Origin of the sequence: Bradyrhizobium sp. CCBAU 53421 (assembly GCF_015291625.1) — a bacterium.
Classification (GTDB): Bacteria; Pseudomonadota; Alphaproteobacteria; order Rhizobiales; family Xanthobacteraceae; genus Bradyrhizobium.
Window position 1 is genome coordinate 8,783,285 of sequence record NZ_CP030047.1, and the last position, 17,782, is coordinate 8,801,066.

A 17,782-nucleotide genomic window follows, 5' to 3' on the forward strand; every position below is an offset into this window, starting at 1 on the left:
TCAGTCAGGCGGCGGGCCGCGAGCGGCGCAGCCATTCGTTCAGATCGATGCGGCCGATGCGCGCCTCGCCCAGCGGCACCAGCGAGTGCTCCTCGACCCGTCCACCCCAGTAAAGCGCATCGGGATCCTTCACCACCTGACGCGGGTCGCCTTTTGCCTTCAGGTAGCGGGCGACGATGTCGTTGAACGGCGCGCGGTCGGGACCGGCGATCTCGACGATGCCGTTGCGCGGGGCCTCCAGCGCGACATCGGCAACGAGCGCAGACACGTCGTCCGCCGCGATCGGCTGGAACAGACCGGGCGAGAGCCTGATGGTGTCTCCAACCGCACTGGCATCGGCGATGGCTCCGACGAACTCCATGAACTGGGTCGCGCGGATGATGGTGTAGGGAATGCCTGACGCCTCGATCAGTTTCTCCTGCGCGACCTTGGCGCGGAAATAGCCGTTCTCGGGCGTGCGGTCGGTGCCGACGATCGAGAGCGCGACGTGATGCTTGACGCCGGCCGGCTTCTCCGCCGCGAGCAGGTTGCGGCCGGAGGTCTCGAAGAATTCCATCACCGCCTTGTTCTCGAATGACGGCGAATTGGCGAGGTCGATCACCACGGCCGCGCCGGACAGCGCCTCTTTCAGCCCCTCGCCGGTGATGGTGTTGATGCCGTTCCTGGGCGAGGCGGCGACGACCTCGTGGCCGCGCTGGCGCAGAATGGCTGTCGTCCTGGAGCCGATCAGCCCGGTGCCGCCGATCACAACGATCTTCATGGTTGGGTCTCCCTTGTCGATGACTGGAGATCTCGAGATGCGCTTGGGGTCCCAAACTGCCGACGGAAAGCGCAGCGGCGCTTATAGCATGCCGCTCACGCGCATGACGCGCGCGTCAAAGTGATCAGGATTGGTCAGCGGTGCTGATTGACTATGGCAGGCGTGCCGCGCGCCAGCCGCTTCAGGAAAACTCGTTCCAGCTGACGCGCCGCGCGTCGACGTCGCCGAGCGTGATCGGATCATGAATGTTGCGTACGCTCTGGAAGCCGCTTCGCAGATAGATCAGCGGATCGACCGTGGTCGCGGCACGGACGTGCTGGACCTCGCCGATGAAGATCGAATGGGTCTTGGTCTCGAGCTCCTGCGCCAGCACGCAGTCGAACGCCGCGACCGCATCCTCCAGCACCGGGGCGCCGGTGGCGCCGGTGGTCCAGCGGCCGAACGCAAACCGGTCGTCGCCGTTGACGCCCTTCTGACCGGAGAAGGTCAGCGCCAGCAGCGCGTGGTCCTCGTTCAGGAAGTTGATGACGAAATGGCGCTCGGCGCGGATGCGCTCGTGCGCGCTGGCATTACGGTTAACGCAGACCAGGACCGAAGGCGGGTTGTCCGACAACGAGCAGGCCGAGGTCACGGTCAGGCCGGTGCGCTGTCCCGGCTCGCGGCCGACCGTCACCAGCGCCACCGCGCCGGCGCAATGCCGCATCGCCTGCTTGAAACTCTGTGCGTCGACCGTCATGCCGCAAAACCTCATAGAAAAGCTCCATCTAAGATATGCGACGGGGGGTGCGAGGCAAGCCCCGCACCCCGCGCAGCTGTCATGCGGCCTTCTCGAACTCGGCGCCGAGATGCTTCAGCCGCGGCATCACCTCGTTCTTGAGCAGGTCCAGCGAGTGCCGCCAGGCCTCCGGCTTGTGCTTGTAGTCGAAGCCGAACACGCAGAGCACGCCGAAGCCGCCGACCTCCCGGTAGATCTTCTCGATCTTCTCGGTGACCGTCGCCGGCGAGCCGACGATCCAATTCCGGCGTGCGCAATATTCGACGGTGACGTCGCTGTCGGGCACGTCAGGGGCGTGCTTCAGATAGTCCTTGAAGCCGAAATGGCCGAGCAGCGGCAGGAAGTACTCGCTCATCATCCGGCCCATCATGTCGCCGGTCGACAGCTTCCACGCCTCCTCATCGGTATCAGCCACGAACACCTCGCGCACCAGCCGCCAATCCCTGCGGCTCGGCTTGCGGCCGGTCTTGGCAGCTCCCGCTTCGACCGACTCCCAGTGACTGCCGACATAGGCCGGGTTGAGGTTGAGGCTCATCGGGATGAAGCCGCGCTCGCCGGCGAGCTTCAGCGTGTCCGAGTTCTTCGACAGGCCGGCAACGCCGATCGGTGGGTGCGGACCCTGCAGCGGCTTGATGTGTGGTTTGAGGAAGTCGAACATCGTGTCCGGCTTGCTCACCGTCCAGTACTTGCCCTTGTGCGTCCAGGGGCCGGGCTCCGACCACATCTTCAGGATGATCTCGAGCGCCTCGCGGGTCATGTCACGGTTCTGGCCCGACATGCCGTCGACATTGAACATCGCCCAGTCGCTCGGCAGGCCCGAGGCGGCGACGCCGAAGTTGAGCCGCCCGTTCGAAAGATGATCGAGCATCGCGACGCGGTTGGCGAGCTCGGCGGGATGATGATACGGCAGCAGGAAGCCGCCAGGGCCGATGCGCAGATTCTTGGTCTGCGATAGCGCCTGCGCCACCAGCAGGTCGGGCGACGGGTGCGGCTCCCAGGGTGCGGTGTGATGCTCGCCGATCCAGGCTTCCTGATAGCCGAGCTCGTCGAGCCAGCGCAGCGTCTGCAGGTCCCAGTCGTGGCCCTCCTTCAATCCGCACTCCGGCGGGTGCGAGGGCATGGTGAAGTAGCCAAGCTCCATGTGCGTTTCCTTCCTTCGCGTTTGGGTTCAGTCGTGCAATGCGTCTTGCGCGCATTCGCACGACGTTCAGCAAGCGCTGTGCCAGCGAGGAAATCGCAGGGAATGGGCGGGATCGGCGGGATTTCGGCAGGCTGCGGCCGATCGCCAGGCTCAAGAGAGCTGACAGCGTCTCACCGTCGCGAGACGGGTCGCAACCGTGAGACGCGCCGATCGCGTTCAGTTCGTCTACTCCCTCTCCCCGTTCTTACGGGGAGAGGGTTGGGGTGAGGGGCTTTCTCCGCACAAAAGGGCGGCAGTTGAGCTCGCGGAGCCTCCCCCTCACCCGGATCGCATCTCCGATGCGATCCGACCTCTCCCCGCAGGCGGGGCGAGGTGAAGCGGAGCGGCAGATCAGCCCGCAGCGCGGCGCGGCAGCGTGTTGGCGTCGGGCTCGGAGGGCGAGGGAAGCTGCATCAGGATGGTCTGGCCCATCGAGGCGATCTCGATGCCCTCCTCCTGGAAGCGCCGCTTCATGCGGCGGTTGAACTCGCGCTGCACCGACCAGCGGCCGCTATCAGTACAGCGGATCTGGCCGACGATGGTCACGACCGAGCCGTCGACCTTGTCGACGCCCCACAATTCGAGGTCGCCGCGGATGAATGCGCGATACGCCGTCTCCTGACGCATTTGGGCGACGATGTCCTTCAGCACCTCGCCGGCACGATCCGTATCCTCCTTGTAGGACACGTTGACGCTGACCGCGGCATTGCCGGCGCCGCGGCTGGAGTTGGTGATCGTCGTCACCGCGCTGAACGGCACCACATGCACCGAGCCGTCGCCGGCGCGCAGCCGCATGGTGCGGATCGAGACGTTCTCGACCACTCCGGAGAGGCCCGACACCGTGACGGTGTCGCCGACCTGCACGGTGTTCTCGATCAGGAGGAACAACCCGGTGATGAGATCCTGCACCAGTTTCTGCGAACCGAAGCCGATCGCGATGCCGACGATGCCGGCACCGGCGAGCAGCGGCGCGACATTGACGCCGATCTCGCTGAGCGCGGTGAGCCCGACCACCGCGACGATCATGCAGAACAGCGCGGTGCGCAGCATCGGCTGGAAGGTGCGCAGGCGCGCGGCGCGGGCGTAATGCCCTTCGCGCGACAGCGTGTCGATCTGCCGGTCCATCAACGCGTTGGCGACTTCCCAGATCACGGCGGCGGCGAGCGCGGCAATGCCGATCGTCACCAACGCCGAGATCAGGCGGGAGCCGATCTGGCCGCCATAGAACCAGACGATGGCATCGACGCCCCAGACCTCGAGCAGCGCGACGAAGCCAACCAGCGCGATCACCGCCGTGACCACCCTGCGCAGCAGCGGCAGATAGCGGTTGGCGCGGGTCTCCAGTCCCGGGAAGCGCTGCATCAGGTCCGGGCTGATGCGGAAGCCGCGATCGATCAGGCTCAGCACCACCATGGTGACGAGCCGGGTGACCAGCAGCACCGCGACGGTGCCGACGAAATATTGCAGCAGCAGCGAATAGCCGTTGCGGATGTTGAGCGCCCATACCGCCCACAGCGCGAGGTCGAGCGCGATCGCCAGCACGTGCCAGAGCGAAGCGAGACGGTTGCGCGTCCGCGCCGCGAGGCCGGTGCGATCGGCCGGCGCGCGGATGACGTCGGCGACCTGCCGGCGGCACTGCAGAATGATGACGACGATGAAGAGGTGCACCACCAGCATCACCAGCCGGATCAGCGCGGCGTAGCCTGCGCGATGCAGCCCGAGCAGCAGCGCGACATTGGCAAAGGCGATGCCGGAGACGCCGACGGCGACGATGCGCCGCGCCCAGATCTCGACATAGGCCGCGGTCTCGGCACGGACGCGGAACAGGCCGAACGGGCCGGCCAACGCGCGCACCACGCAGATCAGCGCGCGCGAGAACGCATAGGCGTTGACGACCGCGAGGATCACCAACCGCGTGGTCGACTGATCACCGATCTCGGTGCCGAGCAGCGCGGTGGCGACGCCGCCGAACACGACCACCGGCAGCAATTCGAGCAGCAGGCGGCCGAGCACGAACGGCACCCGGACCAGCGACTGCCAGGCCCGCGCCAGGCTGATCCGGCGGCGATGCAGATCGCCCTCCGGCGTGACGTCGGTAACCGATGACGGCGGATCGGCGCTGGCGAGCACCGGCACCGGAACACGCGCGGTCTGCGGCAGCCGCGCCTCCAGGAACGCGACGGGCCGCTTGATCAGGCGGAACACCACCCATTCGGCGGCCAGCGCGCAACCGAACACCAGTGCCAGCTTCCAGGCGATGTCGATCAAGAGGCCATAGGCGGCCGGATCATTGGCAGTGCGCACAAACCAGTAATAGAACGCCGAAAAATTCGTCAGCGTGCGCGCGACGTCGGCGATCTCGTGCGACATCTCGCCGACCTGCTCCGAGACCATCAGCAGGAGCTGCGCGCCGAGGCTGTCCGCATTGAGCGGAATCGGCGAATGCTGCTCGGGTGCCGGCTCCGCGGCAGCCGGCTGCGGCGAGGCATTGGCGATGGCGCGCAACGTGTTGATGATCTCGCCGCGCTTCTTGTCGTCCTGCAGCGTGTCGAGCGCGCGCTTGGCCTGCTCGGGCGTCAGTGTATCGCCGGCCACGGGTTGCGGCGGCGCCGGCTTCGCGGCCGCCTGCGCCAGCGCGGGAGAGACGAACAAGATGAGGATGAGCAGAAGCGCAAAGCGAAGTGTGTGCGACACGAGGGCCTCTTATTAAAATAATTGCGCGACCGCAGCTCCCCCTTAAGGACTCTGCTCTCGCGCTCGCGCCATGTCGGATCGCCCCTTTTCGCCTTGATGATGTGTCGGAAGTTTGCCGCTGCGACGACCATCTCTTGGCATTTGCCGCAACACAAACGTCACAAGTGTTGAGCGGCGTTTACGCATGCAGGCGTGTTCCCGGCTCAGCCGGCCGATCGGCGCATCACACGTCAGAGATGAGGCGGCAGAATCTTTCGCTTGACGCGCAAGGGCCGCCGTGATGTTCTTATTTTGTTCTTTTTGTTTCCGATTGCGTTTCGAGGTGACCATGCACGACGTCTTTGCCGAGAACGGTCCGATCAGGCTCTTCATTCACGACGACAGCGAGACACCGATAGAATTCATGCGCGACCTGCTGCGCACGGTATTCGGCAAATCCCGGAAAGAGGCGGTTGCCGCTGCCGCACGAATCGAGACCCAGAACGGAATCGCATGCGGTCCCTATCCAGCACCTGTGGCCCAAGCCCTGCTGGAGTCCGCACAGCAACTGATCCGCAGCAATGGCCATCCGTTAACGATCACGACGGAGGCTGCCGACGCGGCGCGGCCATGCAACCTCTGTGGCTCACTGGAACCCGTGACGGATGTCTTTCTCTTCCGCAAGACGATCTGCCTGTGCAGCAACTGCTTGCTCGCTGCCAGGGCCAGCTCGGAAAAACTGCCGGGCGAAGAATTCAGATATGCCTTTATAGCACTCGATTGGCATTTTGCCGGAGTGCCGCGCAACCAGATCATGACCCGGTCGCGGCAGTTTCCTGGTCACATGCGTGCCGATGTTCAGATCGCGATTGACAGGCTGTTCGACGCGCCGATCCATTTCTTCGGCCTTCATGAGGAACACCGCTACGAGACCTTGGCCTTCGCCGCACTGATGGAGAACAGCCGCAACGCGCCGGCGATCGCCCCGCCGCAGTATCACGACGTCGACGTCGGGGAGTCCGAGCCGGTGAAATGCCTCACCAACGGGCTGTGGCTATGCCAGACCGAAGAGCTGCGCTACGCGGTGCTGCTCAGCTATCATCGCGATTATCGAAGCGAGCCGGGCTTGCGGCTCGAGCTCGCGGTGCCCGCAGGCGCCGCGGGAAACACCCTGGTGCAGCGGACCTTCGCCGAGCTGGAAGCTGCCGTGCATGCGGCACGGTCCTATCGCGGCAAGATCCTGTCGCTGGAAGATGCCCCGGACTATCGCGGCCGCGCCCGCGGCGTGACCGTGCATCGGCTGCCGACGGTTGCGCGCGATGACGTGATCCTGCCGGAACGGACGCTGCGGCTGCTCGACCGCAACGTGCTTGGCTTTGTCGAAAGCCGCGATCTGCTGCGCAAGCTCGGCCAGTCGACCCGCAAGGGCATCCTGCTGTACGGACCGCCCGGCACCGGCAAGACCCACACCATTCGCTATCTCGCCACCAACCTGCCGGATCACACCACACTGATCATCACCGCCGAACAGGTCGGGCTGCTCGGCGCCTATATGAATCTGGCGAGGCTGCTGCAGCCGACCATGGTCGTGATCGAAGATGTCGATCTGATCGCGCGCGACCGTGAAGACATGGGCGGACCGTGCGAGGAATCCCTGCTCAACAAGCTGCTCAACGAGATGGACGGCCTGAAGGAGGATTGCGACATCCTGTTTCTGCTGACCACCAACCGCCCCGAAGAGCTCGAGGGCGCGCTGGCCGGCCGGCCCGGCCGCATCGACCAGGCGATCGAGGTACCGCTGCCCGACGAGACCGGACGCGACAAGCTGATCCGGCTCTATGGCAAAGGCCTGCCGCTCGAACAGCCCGTCATCGACGAGGCCGTGCGGCGCACCGAAGGCGTCAGCGCCGCCTTCATCAAGGAGCTGATGCGCCGTCTCGCCCAGGCCAGCATCGTCCGCGACGGTGGCGGGGACGTCACCGCCTCCGACCTCGACGGCGCGGTCAGTGAAATGCTGTTCGACGGCGGTCGGCTCAATGCCAAGCTGCTCGGCGGTGCGCAGGGGATGAGTGCGGGATGACGGCCCATCACATCGCCGCTGCTGGCAGCAACAGCTCGCGCTCCCCTCGCGCGACACGTGCAAGCTCGTCGGACATCCGTGTCAGCACGCCCTCCCAGGCCTGCGGTCTGTCCTGGCGGAACAGCCGCATGGTCGGATACCACGGCGTGTCGGCGCGATCGCGCAGCCAGCGCCAGTCGAGCGCATAGGGACACAACATCCAGACCGGGCGGCCGAGCGCGCCGGCGAGATGCGCCACCGAGGTGTCGACGGCGATGACGAGATCGAGCGCGCAGACAGCCGCCGCGGTATCGGCGAAATCGCCGAGCGTCGGCGCGAGGTCGACGATGTCGGAGCCGAGATGCCGCAGCACCGGGGCATCCTCCGGCCGCGGCTCCTTCTGCAGGCTGTAGAGCTGCACGCCTGACGTGACCAGCCGCGGCAGCACGGCGTCGGCCGGCAGCGAGCGCTGGCGGTCGCCCTTGTGTCTGACATTGCCGGCCCAGACCACGCCGACTTTCAACGCGGCCACGCCAGCAAGCGCCTCGCGCCAGCGCGCGAGCTTGATGCCGTCCGCCTGCAGATAGGACACGGCCGAGGGAATGGTCTCGACGGTCGTGCGGAAGATCCGCGGCAGGCTGAGCAACGGCAATTGCAGGTCGAACCGCGGCAATGGCTCGCCGCGGGCGAATACCGCGACATCGGGCAGCATCGGCCGCAGCAGCGAGACCAGTGCCGGCTGCACCTGCAGAATGATCCGGCCGCTTTTGCCCGCCAGCATCGGCACATAGCGGACGAAATTGACGACATCGCCGAGCCCGTATTCGGCGAACAGGAGCAGCGTGCGTCCCGCCAGCGGCTCGCCCTGCCATTCCGGCTCATCGAACACGGGATCGCCTTCGCTGAGCATCTTGGTCTTGCGGCGCCACCGATACTCCTCAAAACCTTCCTCGAACTCTCCGTTCATCAGGAGGAAGTGCGCGTGGTTGTAATGCGCCAGCGGCTGCTCGGGATCGAGCGCGATGGCCCGGCGCGAGGCCACCAGCGCCGCATCGATCTCGCCGGCGTTGCGCAGTGCGACCGCAAGATTGGCGTGACCCTTGGCATAATTGGGTTCGAGCTCGATCGCCTTCCGATGCGCGGCCACCGCCGCGTCGACCAGATTTTGCGCCTCGAAGATGATCCCGAGATTGGTGTGCGCGGCGGCATAGTCCGGCTTGAGAGCCAGCGCGAGCTCGGCGCAGGCGATGGCGTCGTCGACCCGTCCGAGCTCGAACAGGCAGGCGCCGAGGTTGTTGAGGATAACGTGATCGGACGGATCGCGGGCCGAGACCTTTCGATAGATGCGCGCCGCCTCCTCGCGCTCGCCCAATTCGTGCAACACCATGGCCAGCAGGCGCCACGGCGCCGGATTGTCGGGATCGAGCGCGGTCGCACGGCGATAGTGCAGGACGGCGTCCTCCAGCCGGCCGAGGCGATAGAGCGCCGCGCCGAGGCCGCTATGCAGGCCGGGATTGTCGGGGTCTGTGCTGAGCCCACGGCGATAGGCGGTGGCGGCGGCGTCGTGCTTCTTCTGATCGGTCAACGCATTGCCGAGGTTGAGCCAGACGCCGCGATAGGCGGGATCACGCGCGATCACCTCGCGATAGGCCTGCTCCGCCTCGACCGGCCGCTGCTGCCCGGCCAGCGCAACGGCAAGGTTGAACCGCGCCCGCGTCAGGCCGCCATCGAGTGCGATCGCGCGGCGAAACGCCGCCTCGGCCTCGCCGAAGTGCGACACCTCGCACAGCGCGACGCCGAGCTTGATGTGCAGCCCGGCATCCCTCGGCCGCAGGGCCACGCCGCGCTGGAACGCCGCCACCGCGCCCTCGTGCTCGCCCTTCACCGCGAGCGCATCGCCGAGCGTGGCGAACGCCGGTCCGTGATGCGGATCGAGGCTGAACACGCGATTCAGCAACACCGCGCCTTCGGCAGCACGGTCGGTTACGAAGGCGATGACGGCGGACAGATGCAGCGCCGGAACATGGTCGGGATCGGCGGTGAGGATGTCGCCGCACAAGGTGCCGGCCTCCGCCGCGCGGCCCGCGCCATAATGCGCCACCGCATCCAGCAACATCCGATCAACCGCCACACTGCCCACGATACCGCCCCCGCCAAAGATCCCGATGGGGATTAAACGGGCGATGCCGCCAAATCCGGCACGCAAATCCGGGTTGAAGAGGTCATATCCTGATCGCTTCTCCTTCCCCTGAAAGGGGGAAGGTCGGGATGGGGGTCAGCCACGAGCTCCGCTGTTCGCGCAAAGAGTTGATCCCCACCCGCTTTGCTCTGGCGAGCAAAGCGACCTCCCCTTTTCAAGGGGAGGTCAGAGCCCGGCCATGGCGCGATGATGCCCGGCATCGCCCTATTGACGCGCGGCCTTTCATGCAACATATGGAGTTACATGATACGCGATAGCCGCCTCTCCGGTGTCCTGCACGGCCTGCTCCACATGATCGGAGCGGGTGAACCGGTCACGTCGGAGCAACTTGCACAGGCGATGGCCACCAACCCGGTGGTCGTCCGCCGCGTGATGGCGGGCCTGCGCGAGCAAGGCCTGGTGCGTTCCGAGAAGGGTCATGGCGGCGGCTGGACGCTGGCGCGCGATCCCGCCGACATCTCGCTCGCCGACATCTATCGCGCGGTCGGCGCGCCCACGATCGTTGCGATGGGCCATCGCTCGGACAATCCCGGCTGCCTGGTCGAACAGGCCGTCAACGACGCGCTGTCAGGCACGTTTCGCGAGGTCGAGGCGCTGTTCCTGAAGCGGCTCGGCGCGGTGACGCTCGACGCGCTTGCGAAGGATTTCAAGCGCCGGCTCGCCAAACACAAACAAAGCCTCGAGGACCAGATTCATGCAGTCAAGTGAGCAGGCAAAGCCGCTTCCGTTCAACGATCCCGCGCACTGGGACAAGATGGTCGCCACCTACGAGGCGCAGTCGCAGCCGTTCACGACACATTTCGCCGAGGCCGCGGTCGCGATGCTCCCGATCGGCCGGTCGTCGAAGGTGCTCGATGTCGCCACCGGCACGGGTGCCGCGGCGCTTGCGGCCGCGCGCAGGGGCGCCGACGTCACCGCGATCGACTTCTCCGCCGGCATGGTGGCACGGGTCCGCGCGCATGAGGTGGCGAATATCGAGGCGCGGCAGATGGACGGCCAGGCGCTCGATTTGCCGGATGCCGCGTTCGATGCAGCGGTGTCGGTGTTCGGCGTCATGCTGTTTCCGGACTGGCGCGCCGGACTGCGCGAGATGGCACGGGTGACGCGACCGGGCGGATCGGCGGCGATTGCAGTCTGGAAAAGCGCCGACGGCGCCGCGGTGTATCTCCTGCTCTCGCAGATCATCCGCCGGCTCTATCCCGACCACGTCACGCCGATGCCCTGCACCGGCCTCGCCGAGCTCGCCGATCCCACCCGCCTCAGCGCCGCGATCATTGCCGCCGGCTTCTCCGATCCTGTCGTCGCCGAGATCACCCACGACTTCCAGCTCAATGTCGTCAATCCTGCCGACGTCGACAAGCTGTTCGAGTTCATGCCGCATTGGGGCGGCCTCGATGCGGACCAGAGCGACACCGTTGCGCGCGCCTTCCGGGGCGAGATCGAGCGAGGCCGTGTCGGCGACAGTTTTGCGATTCCCTCGACCGCGCTGATCGCGACGGCGCTGCGACCCTCACCTCGCTCTCCGGCAGCAACCGCCGCGCCTGGATGCGCGATCAATCGGCACATTGCGTGCGCCGGATCGACCTCATCTGCGCTTGCGCCTGTCGTCGCCCTGCTTGTCTGCGTCACTTGGCGGCTGCAGGCCGGCGCTGTTGGCCCAGCGGTCGAGTTCCTCGATGATCCGCCGATGGCTCGGCCGCAGTGTCGACGGAGCACCGGGCTCCTGAGACAATTTTCGGGGCAGCTTGACCTGTTCTGGCATGGCTAGGCTCCAGAGCTGGGCAGTACGCACGATACTAGTGGCGATCGCTACGCACGCGACTTGAGGAGATCGCGAATCTCGGTGAGCAGTTCTTGCTCCTTGGTCGGCTTCGGCGGATCGGCCGGCGCCGCCGGCGCTTCGCGCTTGAGCTGATTCATGAGGCGGACCACGATGAACAGCACGAAGGCGACGATAAGGAAGTTGAGCGTGAGGGTCAGGAAGTTGCCCCAAGCCAGCACCGCACCCTGCTTCTTGGCATCGGCGAGGTTGGTCGCCGTCACCGACTTCGAGAGCGCGGTGAAATAATTGGAGAAGTCGAGCCCGCCGCTGACCGCGCCGATGATGGGCATGATGATGTCGGCCACCATCGACGAGACGATCGCGCCGAACGCCGCGCCGATGATCACGCCGACGGCGAGATCGACGACGTTGCCCTTCATGGCGAATTCCCTGAATTCCTTCAGCATGTGATCTCCTGTTCCAGGAAAGCGTCGGGACGGCCCGGCGACTGCATCACCGGCCGCGACAAAGGTGCGAACGATTATTGGTGGGCTGCCGGCTTCGCGGGCGCCGCGACCGGCTGCGCAGGCGCGGCCTGTTCCCACGGCGCCGGCAGGATGACCCGCGCCGGCGGCAGGGTCTGCGCGGCGCGCTGCACGCCGGCATTCACATGCGCCGGCTGCGGCTCGTCGCCGGTGTTATCGGCACGGGCAACGGCGATGCCGAGCGCCAAGCCGGCGAATCCAAGTCCGGCGACAAGTCCCGCGCCGATCGACGCGGCAGTCCGCACCAGGCGGGGTCTGTCCAGGATGGCAAGATGAGATGAGGTCACCGCAACTGCTCCTCACGCAATACACTTCGTTCGAAGCCGGCGGGACGCTGCCGTCCCGCGCGGCTCAAGGCAAATCGTCAGGTCTTGATGTCGGCCGGCAGCTTGCCGCCATTGGCGGCGAGCTTGGCCATCACCTGCTGATGCAGCCAGACGTTCATGGTGGCGGTGTTGTTGGTATCGCCGGTGTAATGCAGCTCCTTGGCGAGCTCCTTGCGCGCGGCGAGGCTGCTGTCGAGGCCGAGCGCCTTCATCAGGTCGACGATCGAGGTGCGCCAGTCGAGCTTCTCGCCGCTGGCCGCGGCCGCCTTGTCGACGATCGCCGCGACGTCGACGGATTGCGCGGCGGGCGCCGCCGACGCGGGAGCTGATGATGTTGATGCCGGTGCGGTGCCAGGCGCAGCCGTCGTTGTGCCCTCAGGTGTCTTGGCCTGGGCGCCGTGACCGAAGATTGCACCCATGATGCTTCCAAAAATGCTCATGTTCTCTCACTCCGTGCGCCCGGGACACCGTTCGTCCCGTGGCTGGTTCCGGTGACGGGCGGACGATAGGCAGGCCATTGGCCGAGTGGAAGATGACCATCGTCACTATCGGAGTGTGGGGCGGCGTGGTGCAGTCGGGGGAGAATCGCGCGGTCGTGCACCGCACGTCGCGCGCGTTTCATCGTACGCCCCACGTGCGATGAAGTCAGCCGTCCCGGCCCGATTCGCCAGCCCCGAGAAGTCGGGACGGCTGACACCAACATGCGCTTGCGTTGCGTGAACTAGAGCTGGCGGCGGCGGATGGTCTGCGCGAGCTCGACAAAGCTTTCAGCGATGCCGACGCCGGTCTTGGCGCTGACCGATTTGACGCTCGACTTGGCGAGCCCGGCAATCGCGCCGGCGCTGCCGGCGGCTTCCGGCAGGTCGATCTTGTTCAACAATGCGCGGTAGGGCCGGCCCGGGAATCGCTCCTCGAAACCGCGCACCAGCTCGACCATGCGGGTCACGGTCTGCGGCCGCGTGACGTCGGACACGATGATGGCCGCGGATGCGCCGGTGACGTAGACGGTGTCGAAGATCTGCGTGCCGAAATCGCCGTCGGTGTCCCACAGCACGAGCCGCATCGGATCGCTGCCGTCCGCCGGCGCCACGTCGTGGCTCAGGATCTCGACGCCCAGCGTCGATTTATACTGGCCCTCGAACCGGTTGTAGATCAGGCGGTAGAGGATCGACGTCTTGCCGACCCCCATGTCGCCGAGCAGCATGACTTTTGCGGTGAGCATCAGCGGGCCACTTCGCCTCGATAGACCGTCTCAAACGCGACGCGGCGGTTGCCGCCGACGGTGGTGTCGAGCCGGTCGGTGATCGGCATCGTCGCGGCGCGCGAAACCAAAATCAGCCGCGACGGGTCGACCCCGAGCGCGGTCAGCCTGCGCTGCACCTGCTCCGCTCGCTTGCGACCCAGTGTCTTGTTGGTGCCCTCGGTGCCGCTCTGATCGGCATAGCCGACGATGCGCAGCCTGAGATCGTTGTTCGTCATGAGTCCGGCGAGTTCGCGCAGCTGCTGCTCGGCCTGGTCGTTGTCGAGGAATTCGTCCGAATTGTTGACGAAGAAGATCGCGGTCGAGGCGATGAAGCGGTCGAGCCGCGCCGCCGGCCCGTCGGCGACGGACTGCAGCTTGGTGACTTGCTCGCCCAGTTTCGCGGACTGCTCGCCGAGTCTGTCATATTGCGCGGCGAGACCGGCATATTTCTCATCGCCCGACTTCGCCTGCGCGCCGATCGCCTCACGCATCTGGTCGAGACTCGCCTGCAGGCGCGTCAGGCTCTGCTGCAGGCCCGCGATGCCGGCCTGCGATGCCGCCGCCTGTTCCGGCGTGGACACCAGCCCGATGCGGTCGACGACCTTGTAGGGCGCCGCGGCCGCAGCGAGCGCGTCGATCAGCGGCGCCGTCTCCAGCTGGTTCGGCTCGATACCCGACACGGCCACGCTTGCCTTGCCGTGATCGAAGTCGAGCCGCAGCGGGAAGGTGACAAGCAACGGCTGCTTGGCGGCGAGCTGCTCCAGCGCCGCATGGGTGCGCCGCTCCAGGAGGGCGCGCGTCACCGAGGTCGCGGCAAGCCAGAGCGACAGCGCGGCCGCCGCGGCGAGCACGGCACACAGGATCACCTTACCGCGCCGGCTCGCGATCCGCCGCGGCGCGTCGTCGGTCTCGATCGCGGCGGCGAGCGAGGCGAGCATCGGGCCATCGCAATCCGCGCCGCGGTCGATGCGCTCGATCGCGTCGAAGAACAGCGAATTGATCCGGGCATTGTCGGCGGGACGCAGCGGCCCCAGGCACTCCGCCGCCAGGATGAAACGGGGCGAGGCGCGCAGCGCGAGCTGCCGGCCGCCGAAATCGAGCGTCTGCAGATTGCCTTCGCCGGCCAGCGCCTGCACCGAGAATTCGAGAATCGCCGCGACCATCGCGCTGAGCAGGTCGGCGCGCTCGTCGGCGGTGGCCTCGCGCTTCCAGTCGGCGATCAGGCGGCCATTGCCGCGTTCGATGATCAGGAGCCGGTTGATCTGCGGCGGACTGTCGGCGAGCACGAACTCGCTGATCGGACGTCCCGTCACCAGCGACTTGACCCGCCCGACCCACAATTGCGCCGAGGTCAGCGCATTGATGCGCTGTTCGAGCGAAGCAACCAGTTCCCGGAACGCGTTCGCGACCGCGGCGCTGACCAGCCGGCCGACGATCGGATAAAGCGCCTCGATCATCTGCTCGCGCGAATTCTTGATCTCGCTGCGGATCGCGGAGACCACGACCGGCGCGATCGCGCTGGCGAGCTCGCGCGGCCGGTTGACCTCGGCGCGCTCCAGCGCCTCGACCAGGATGCCGGCGGTGGCCGCTTCCAGACGATCGGCGTTCCCGACATAGCGCTGCAGCGTATCGAGGTCGGCCTCCAGCGACGTCAGACGCGTCGCCTCGGGCTGAAACAGCAATGTCTTGAGCTGCTCGATCTCGCGGTTCTGGCCGGCAGCAGCTGCCATGCTATTTGCCCGTGCGGCCGGATCCCAATCCGCTGATCGCAGCGCCGAGCTGGGTGATGGCCGCACCGACATCCTTCAGCGAATCGAGGCGCTTCTGCTCGGTATCGCGTTCGAGGTCGGAGAGCCGCGCCTGCAGCGCGGTGAGCTCGTTGGTGAAGTCCGCCTGCATCTGCTTCAGCGACGCCTGCATCTCCTCGCGCAGACCCGAGAGGTTGGTCTCGAGCGAGCGTTGCGCGCCGCCAAACAACAGGTCGCGGACCTGATCGATCGCCGCCATGCCATGCGCCGCGGCATCCGCGCCGTTGCCGGCCGCCGCGTTTGCCGGACCGTCGGTGTCCTTGGTCTGGCGCTCGATACCCTTCATGGTCATTTCCCGCTTACTCACAGCTGCGCAATCCGGACCTGCGGTGTCAAAAAGCAAATCCGAAACAACCCTATAGCCAATTTTGTCGGCGCGGCCCAGAGAAAGGCGAGCAATCTCAGCAAGATCAACCGCATGGTTGTGCGATCGGGGGCAATTATTTCTAGTAAGTTATTGCCTTTATTGCGAGTTCCGTACGGTTCTTGACCTGGCATTTCTCCAGGATGGTGCTGACATAGTTCTTCACCGTGCCCTCGGCCAAATGCAGCCGTTCACCAATCTCGGTATTGCTCTTGCCCTCGACGATCAGCGTGAGAATTTCATTCTCCCGCGCCGTCAGCCCGTCGCGAACCGGCAGCTTCGCCGAGACGCGCGGGCCGCGCAGCCGTTTGAACTCGTCGAGGATGCGCGCGGCGACGCTGGGCGACAGCCCGGACTGGCCGTTGATCACCGCGCGGATGGTCGAGGCGATCTCCTCCATCCTGGCGTCCTTCAAGAGATACGCCTTGGCGCCGGCGCTGACCGCCTCGAAGATCAGATCGTTGGTCTCGAATGTCGTCAGGACGACGATATGGGTCTGCGGCAGCTCGCGGAGAATCCGCTGGGTCGCCGCAATGCCGTCGACGCGCGGCATCTGCAGGTCCATCAGGATCACGTCCGGCCGATAGCGCCGCGCGAATTCGATGGCCTGCTCGCCGTCGGACGCACCGGGAAGGATCTCGAAATCGTCGTTCTGCTGGGCCAGCAGTGTGGCGATACCTTCCCTGATCAGGGTCTGATCCTCGGCGATCAGCACCCGCACCTTCTCAATTCTGCTCACGTCATCCTCTTGAAGGTCCTGAGCATGATCCGATTGAATCGGATCATGCTCCTGTCGTTTTGTTGGTCGCGCTTTTCTGGCGCGAACTGGTACCCACTTCGCTCGAAAACGCGCTGAATAGGCAGCAACGACATCAGTCCGCCAGCACGCCGTCGGACGCTGCCGGCGGCACCGCCACGGGAAGCGATATCCGGACCAGCGTTCCTTGCCCGGGCGCGCTCTCCACCGCGCAGCTTCCGCCGACGAGTTCAGCAAATTCGGTCATCCCGATCAATCCGAAATGTCCGGGAGTAGGAACCGCGAGATCGAAGCCGCGGCCGTCGTCGCGGATCTCGACAACGAGCTTGCGGCCGACCGCGGCCGGCTCATCGTACGCGTGAAAGGAGACACGGCGTGCCTGCGCATGGGCCTGAACATTGCGCAATGCCTCGCTGAGGATGCGCTGAACCGTCAAGCCGCAATCGCGCAAGCCGGGACGCGCCTCCTCGTCGATCTGGATCGACACCCTGACACCGCTGCGCGCGGCGAAGTCGCTGAGCAGCCCCTCGACATCGGGATCGAGCTTCAGATCGTCTGGTGTGCGCAGGCGATCGATGGCCTCGCGGGCACGCGAGAGACCGCTCGCTGCGGCGTCTTCGGCTGTCGCAAGGCTGTCCGCCACCCGCACGGGATCGGCCGACAGATAGTGCCTGATCAGCCGGATCTGGGTCAGCAGCGCCACGATCGAATGCACCAGCGTATCGTGCAGGTCGCGCGCCAGCCGCAGCCGCGTCCGCGCCAGCGAGGCGAAACGCACTTCCGCGCTCGCCGCCTCGAGCTGCTGCTCCATCAGGCGGCGAGCCCGGCGTTCGCTTCCAAGCAGCGTTTCGACCTGACGGCCCGCGAAATCCGGCGTGGCGATGACGAAGTAATGTGACTGCGCACGATTCCACAGCACGACCGCCGACAGCGGCTGTGTGATGTCGGGCGAGGCGCCACGCACGCCGGCCAGTGCGATCATGTCCCGCTGGCCTTCAGCAAGCGCCGCCAGCTCGGCCTCCATGCCGACCAGCAGCATGCATTCGCAACAATCGACGCCGATGGCGGGAAGCCATTCGACCAGCCGTCCGATCTTCCGCTGCATGGTCCGGTCGGCACCGATGACGGCGAGACCAATGACGTCGGCTCCGGCCGCCGCAAGCAAATCCGCGCTCAGATCGATCATGCGTTGCCCATCAACTCAGCGAGCAGCCCACTTTGGCGTAAGCCCGCGCCGGCCGCAAACGAATATGACTTTCGTCACAACTGATCCTGACTTTCGTCAGATGCCGCTGCCGCTCGAAATGCGGTTCTGTCTCACGAATGAGCA

16 protein-coding genes are annotated in these 17,782 nt (G+C 66.0%); 3 read left to right on the forward strand and 13 right to left on the reverse strand.

The annotated features are described in order from the left end of the window. Positions 1-4: 4 nt before the first annotated feature. The 4 genes from XH92_RS40620 to XH92_RS40635 all read right to left on the reverse strand — a co-directional run bounded on the left by XH92_RS40620 (position 5) and on the right by XH92_RS40635 (position 5,409). Positions 5-760 (reverse strand): SDR family oxidoreductase, encoded by a 756-nt coding sequence (locus tag XH92_RS40620; RefSeq protein WP_194457035.1) that lies wholly within the window; start codon positions 758-760, stop codon positions 5-7. Positions 761-941: 181 nt separating this feature from the next. Further along, positions 942-1,496 carry a flavin reductase family protein gene (locus tag XH92_RS40625; RefSeq protein ID WP_194457036.1) on the reverse strand — a complete coding sequence of 185 codons (555 nt, stop codon included), beginning with the start codon at positions 1,494-1,496 and terminating at the stop codon, positions 942-944. 79 nt (positions 1,497-1,575) lie between these two features. Then, positions 1,576-2,676 (reverse strand): LLM class flavin-dependent oxidoreductase, encoded by a 1,101-nt coding sequence (locus XH92_RS40630; protein WP_194457037.1) that lies wholly within the window; start codon positions 2,674-2,676, stop codon positions 1,576-1,578. Between the two features lie 390 nt (positions 2,677-3,066). Then, positions 3,067-5,409, reverse strand: coding sequence for a mechanosensitive ion channel family protein (locus XH92_RS40635; RefSeq protein ID WP_194457038.1), 2,343 nt, complete (start codon positions 5,407-5,409; stop codon positions 3,067-3,069). Between the two features lie 328 nt (positions 5,410-5,737). On the opposite strand from XH92_RS40635, the gene XH92_RS40640 reads away from it, so the two are divergent. Beyond that, positions 5,738-7,468 carry an ATP-dependent Clp protease adaptor ClpS gene (locus tag XH92_RS40640; RefSeq protein WP_194457039.1) on the forward strand — a complete coding sequence of 577 codons (1,731 nt, stop codon included), beginning with the start codon at positions 5,738-5,740 and terminating at the stop codon, positions 7,466-7,468. Positions 7,469-7,475: 7 nt separating this feature from the next. Here XH92_RS40640 and XH92_RS40645 read toward each other — a convergent pair whose 3' ends face one another. Next, positions 7,476-9,563: a tetratricopeptide repeat protein gene (locus XH92_RS40645; protein WP_194457040.1), complete on the reverse strand. Its 2,088-nt coding sequence runs from the start codon at positions 9,561-9,563 to the stop codon at positions 7,476-7,478. Between the two features lie 327 nt (positions 9,564-9,890). Here XH92_RS40645 and XH92_RS40650 point away from each other — a divergent pair, with 327 nt between their 5' ends. Both XH92_RS40650 and XH92_RS44190 read left to right on the forward strand, forming a co-directional pair. Beyond that, positions 9,891-10,355 carry an Rrf2 family transcriptional regulator gene (locus tag XH92_RS40650; protein ID WP_194457041.1) on the forward strand — a complete coding sequence of 155 codons (465 nt, stop codon included), beginning with the start codon at positions 9,891-9,893 and terminating at the stop codon, positions 10,353-10,355. Beyond that, entirely contained in the window at positions 10,342-11,415 is a 1,074-nt protein-coding gene (locus XH92_RS44190; RefSeq protein ID WP_371817899.1) for a class I SAM-dependent methyltransferase, read from the forward strand. Before XH92_RS40650 ends, XH92_RS44190 begins: the two co-directional genes overlap by 14 nt. A gap of 41 nt (positions 11,416-11,456) precedes the next feature. On the opposite strand, the gene mscL is transcribed toward XH92_RS44190, so the two are convergent. The 8 genes from mscL to XH92_RS40695 all read right to left on the reverse strand — a co-directional run bounded on the left by mscL (position 11,457) and on the right by XH92_RS40695 (position 17,638). After that, entirely contained in the window at positions 11,457-11,876 is a 420-nt protein-coding gene (gene mscL, locus XH92_RS40660; RefSeq protein WP_194457042.1) for a large conductance mechanosensitive channel protein MscL, read from the reverse strand. 74 nt (positions 11,877-11,950) lie between these two features. Beyond that, the gene (locus XH92_RS40665) at positions 11,951-12,241 is read right to left on the reverse strand and encodes a hypothetical protein (protein ID WP_194457043.1); all 291 of its coding nucleotides are present in this window, start codon (positions 12,239-12,241) and stop codon (positions 11,951-11,953) included. A gap of 77 nt (positions 12,242-12,318) precedes the next feature. After that, on the reverse strand, positions 12,319-12,720 hold the full coding sequence (locus XH92_RS40670; protein ID WP_194457044.1) for a DUF3597 domain-containing protein: 402 nt from the start codon (positions 12,718-12,720) through the stop codon (positions 12,319-12,321). Between the two features lie 281 nt (positions 12,721-13,001). Next, positions 13,002-13,502, reverse strand: a complete 501-nt coding sequence (locus XH92_RS40675) for a GTP-binding protein (protein ID WP_057018933.1) — start codon at positions 13,500-13,502, stop codon at positions 13,002-13,004. Beyond that, a complete protein-coding gene (locus XH92_RS40680; RefSeq protein WP_194457045.1) occupies positions 13,502-15,253 on the reverse strand; it encodes an OmpA family protein in 1,752 nt (583 codons plus the stop codon). The genes XH92_RS40675 and XH92_RS40680 overlap by 1 nt, the downstream gene beginning before the upstream one ends. A 1-nt stretch (position 15,254) precedes the next feature. Further along, positions 15,255-15,617 (reverse strand): hypothetical protein, encoded by a 363-nt coding sequence (locus XH92_RS40685; protein WP_246788085.1) that lies wholly within the window; start codon positions 15,615-15,617, stop codon positions 15,255-15,257. A 160-nt stretch (positions 15,618-15,777) separates the two neighbouring features. Continuing rightward, positions 15,778-16,434, reverse strand: a complete 657-nt coding sequence (locus tag XH92_RS40690) for a response regulator transcription factor (protein ID WP_050406118.1) — start codon at positions 16,432-16,434, stop codon at positions 15,778-15,780. 133 nt (positions 16,435-16,567) lie between these two features. Beyond that, positions 16,568-17,638, reverse strand: coding sequence for a sensor histidine kinase (locus XH92_RS40695; RefSeq protein WP_194457047.1), 1,071 nt, complete (start codon positions 17,636-17,638; stop codon positions 16,568-16,570). Positions 17,639-17,782: the final 144 nt, after the last annotated feature.

Coding starts and splice junctions, on each gene's coding strand:
- XH92_RS40620 (WP_194457035.1), bottom strand. CDS start 760: ATGAAGATCGTTGTGATCGGCGGCACCGGGCTGATCGGCTCCAGGACG.
- XH92_RS40625 (WP_194457036.1), bottom strand. CDS start 1,496: ATGACGGTCGACGCACAGAGTTTCAAGCAGGCGATGCGGCATTGCGCC.
- XH92_RS40630 (WP_194457037.1), bottom strand. CDS start 2,676: ATGGAGCTTGGCTACTTCACCATGCCCTCGCACCCGCCGGAGTGCGGA.
- XH92_RS40640 (WP_194457039.1), top strand. CDS start 5,738: ATGCACGACGTCTTTGCCGAGAACGGTCCGATCAGGCTCTTCATTCAC.
- XH92_RS40645 (WP_194457040.1), bottom strand. CDS start 9,563: ATGTTGCTGGATGCGGTGGCGCATTATGGCGCGGGCCGCGCGGCGGAG.
- XH92_RS40650 (WP_194457041.1), top strand. CDS start 9,891: ATGATACGCGATAGCCGCCTCTCCGGTGTCCTGCACGGCCTGCTCCAC.
- XH92_RS44190 (WP_371817899.1), top strand. CDS start 10,342: ATGCAGTCAAGTGAGCAGGCAAAGCCGCTTCCGTTCAACGATCCCGCG.
- mscL (WP_194457042.1), bottom strand. CDS start 11,876: ATGCTGAAGGAATTCAGGGAATTCGCCATGAAGGGCAACGTCGTCGAT.
- XH92_RS40670 (WP_194457044.1), bottom strand. CDS start 12,720: ATGAGCATTTTTGGAAGCATCATGGGTGCAATCTTCGGTCACGGCGCC.
- XH92_RS40675 (WP_057018933.1), bottom strand. CDS start 13,502: ATGCTCACCGCAAAAGTCATGCTGCTCGGCGACATGGGGGTCGGCAAG.
- XH92_RS40680 (WP_194457045.1), bottom strand. CDS start 15,253: ATGGCAGCTGCTGCCGGCCAGAACCGCGAGATCGAGCAGCTCAAGACA.
- XH92_RS40685 (WP_246788085.1), bottom strand. CDS start 15,617: ATGAAGGGTATCGAGCGCCAGACCAAGGACACCGACGGTCCGGCAAAC.
- XH92_RS40695 (WP_194457047.1), bottom strand. CDS start 17,638: ATGATCGATCTGAGCGCGGATTTGCTTGCGGCGGCCGGAGCCGACGTC.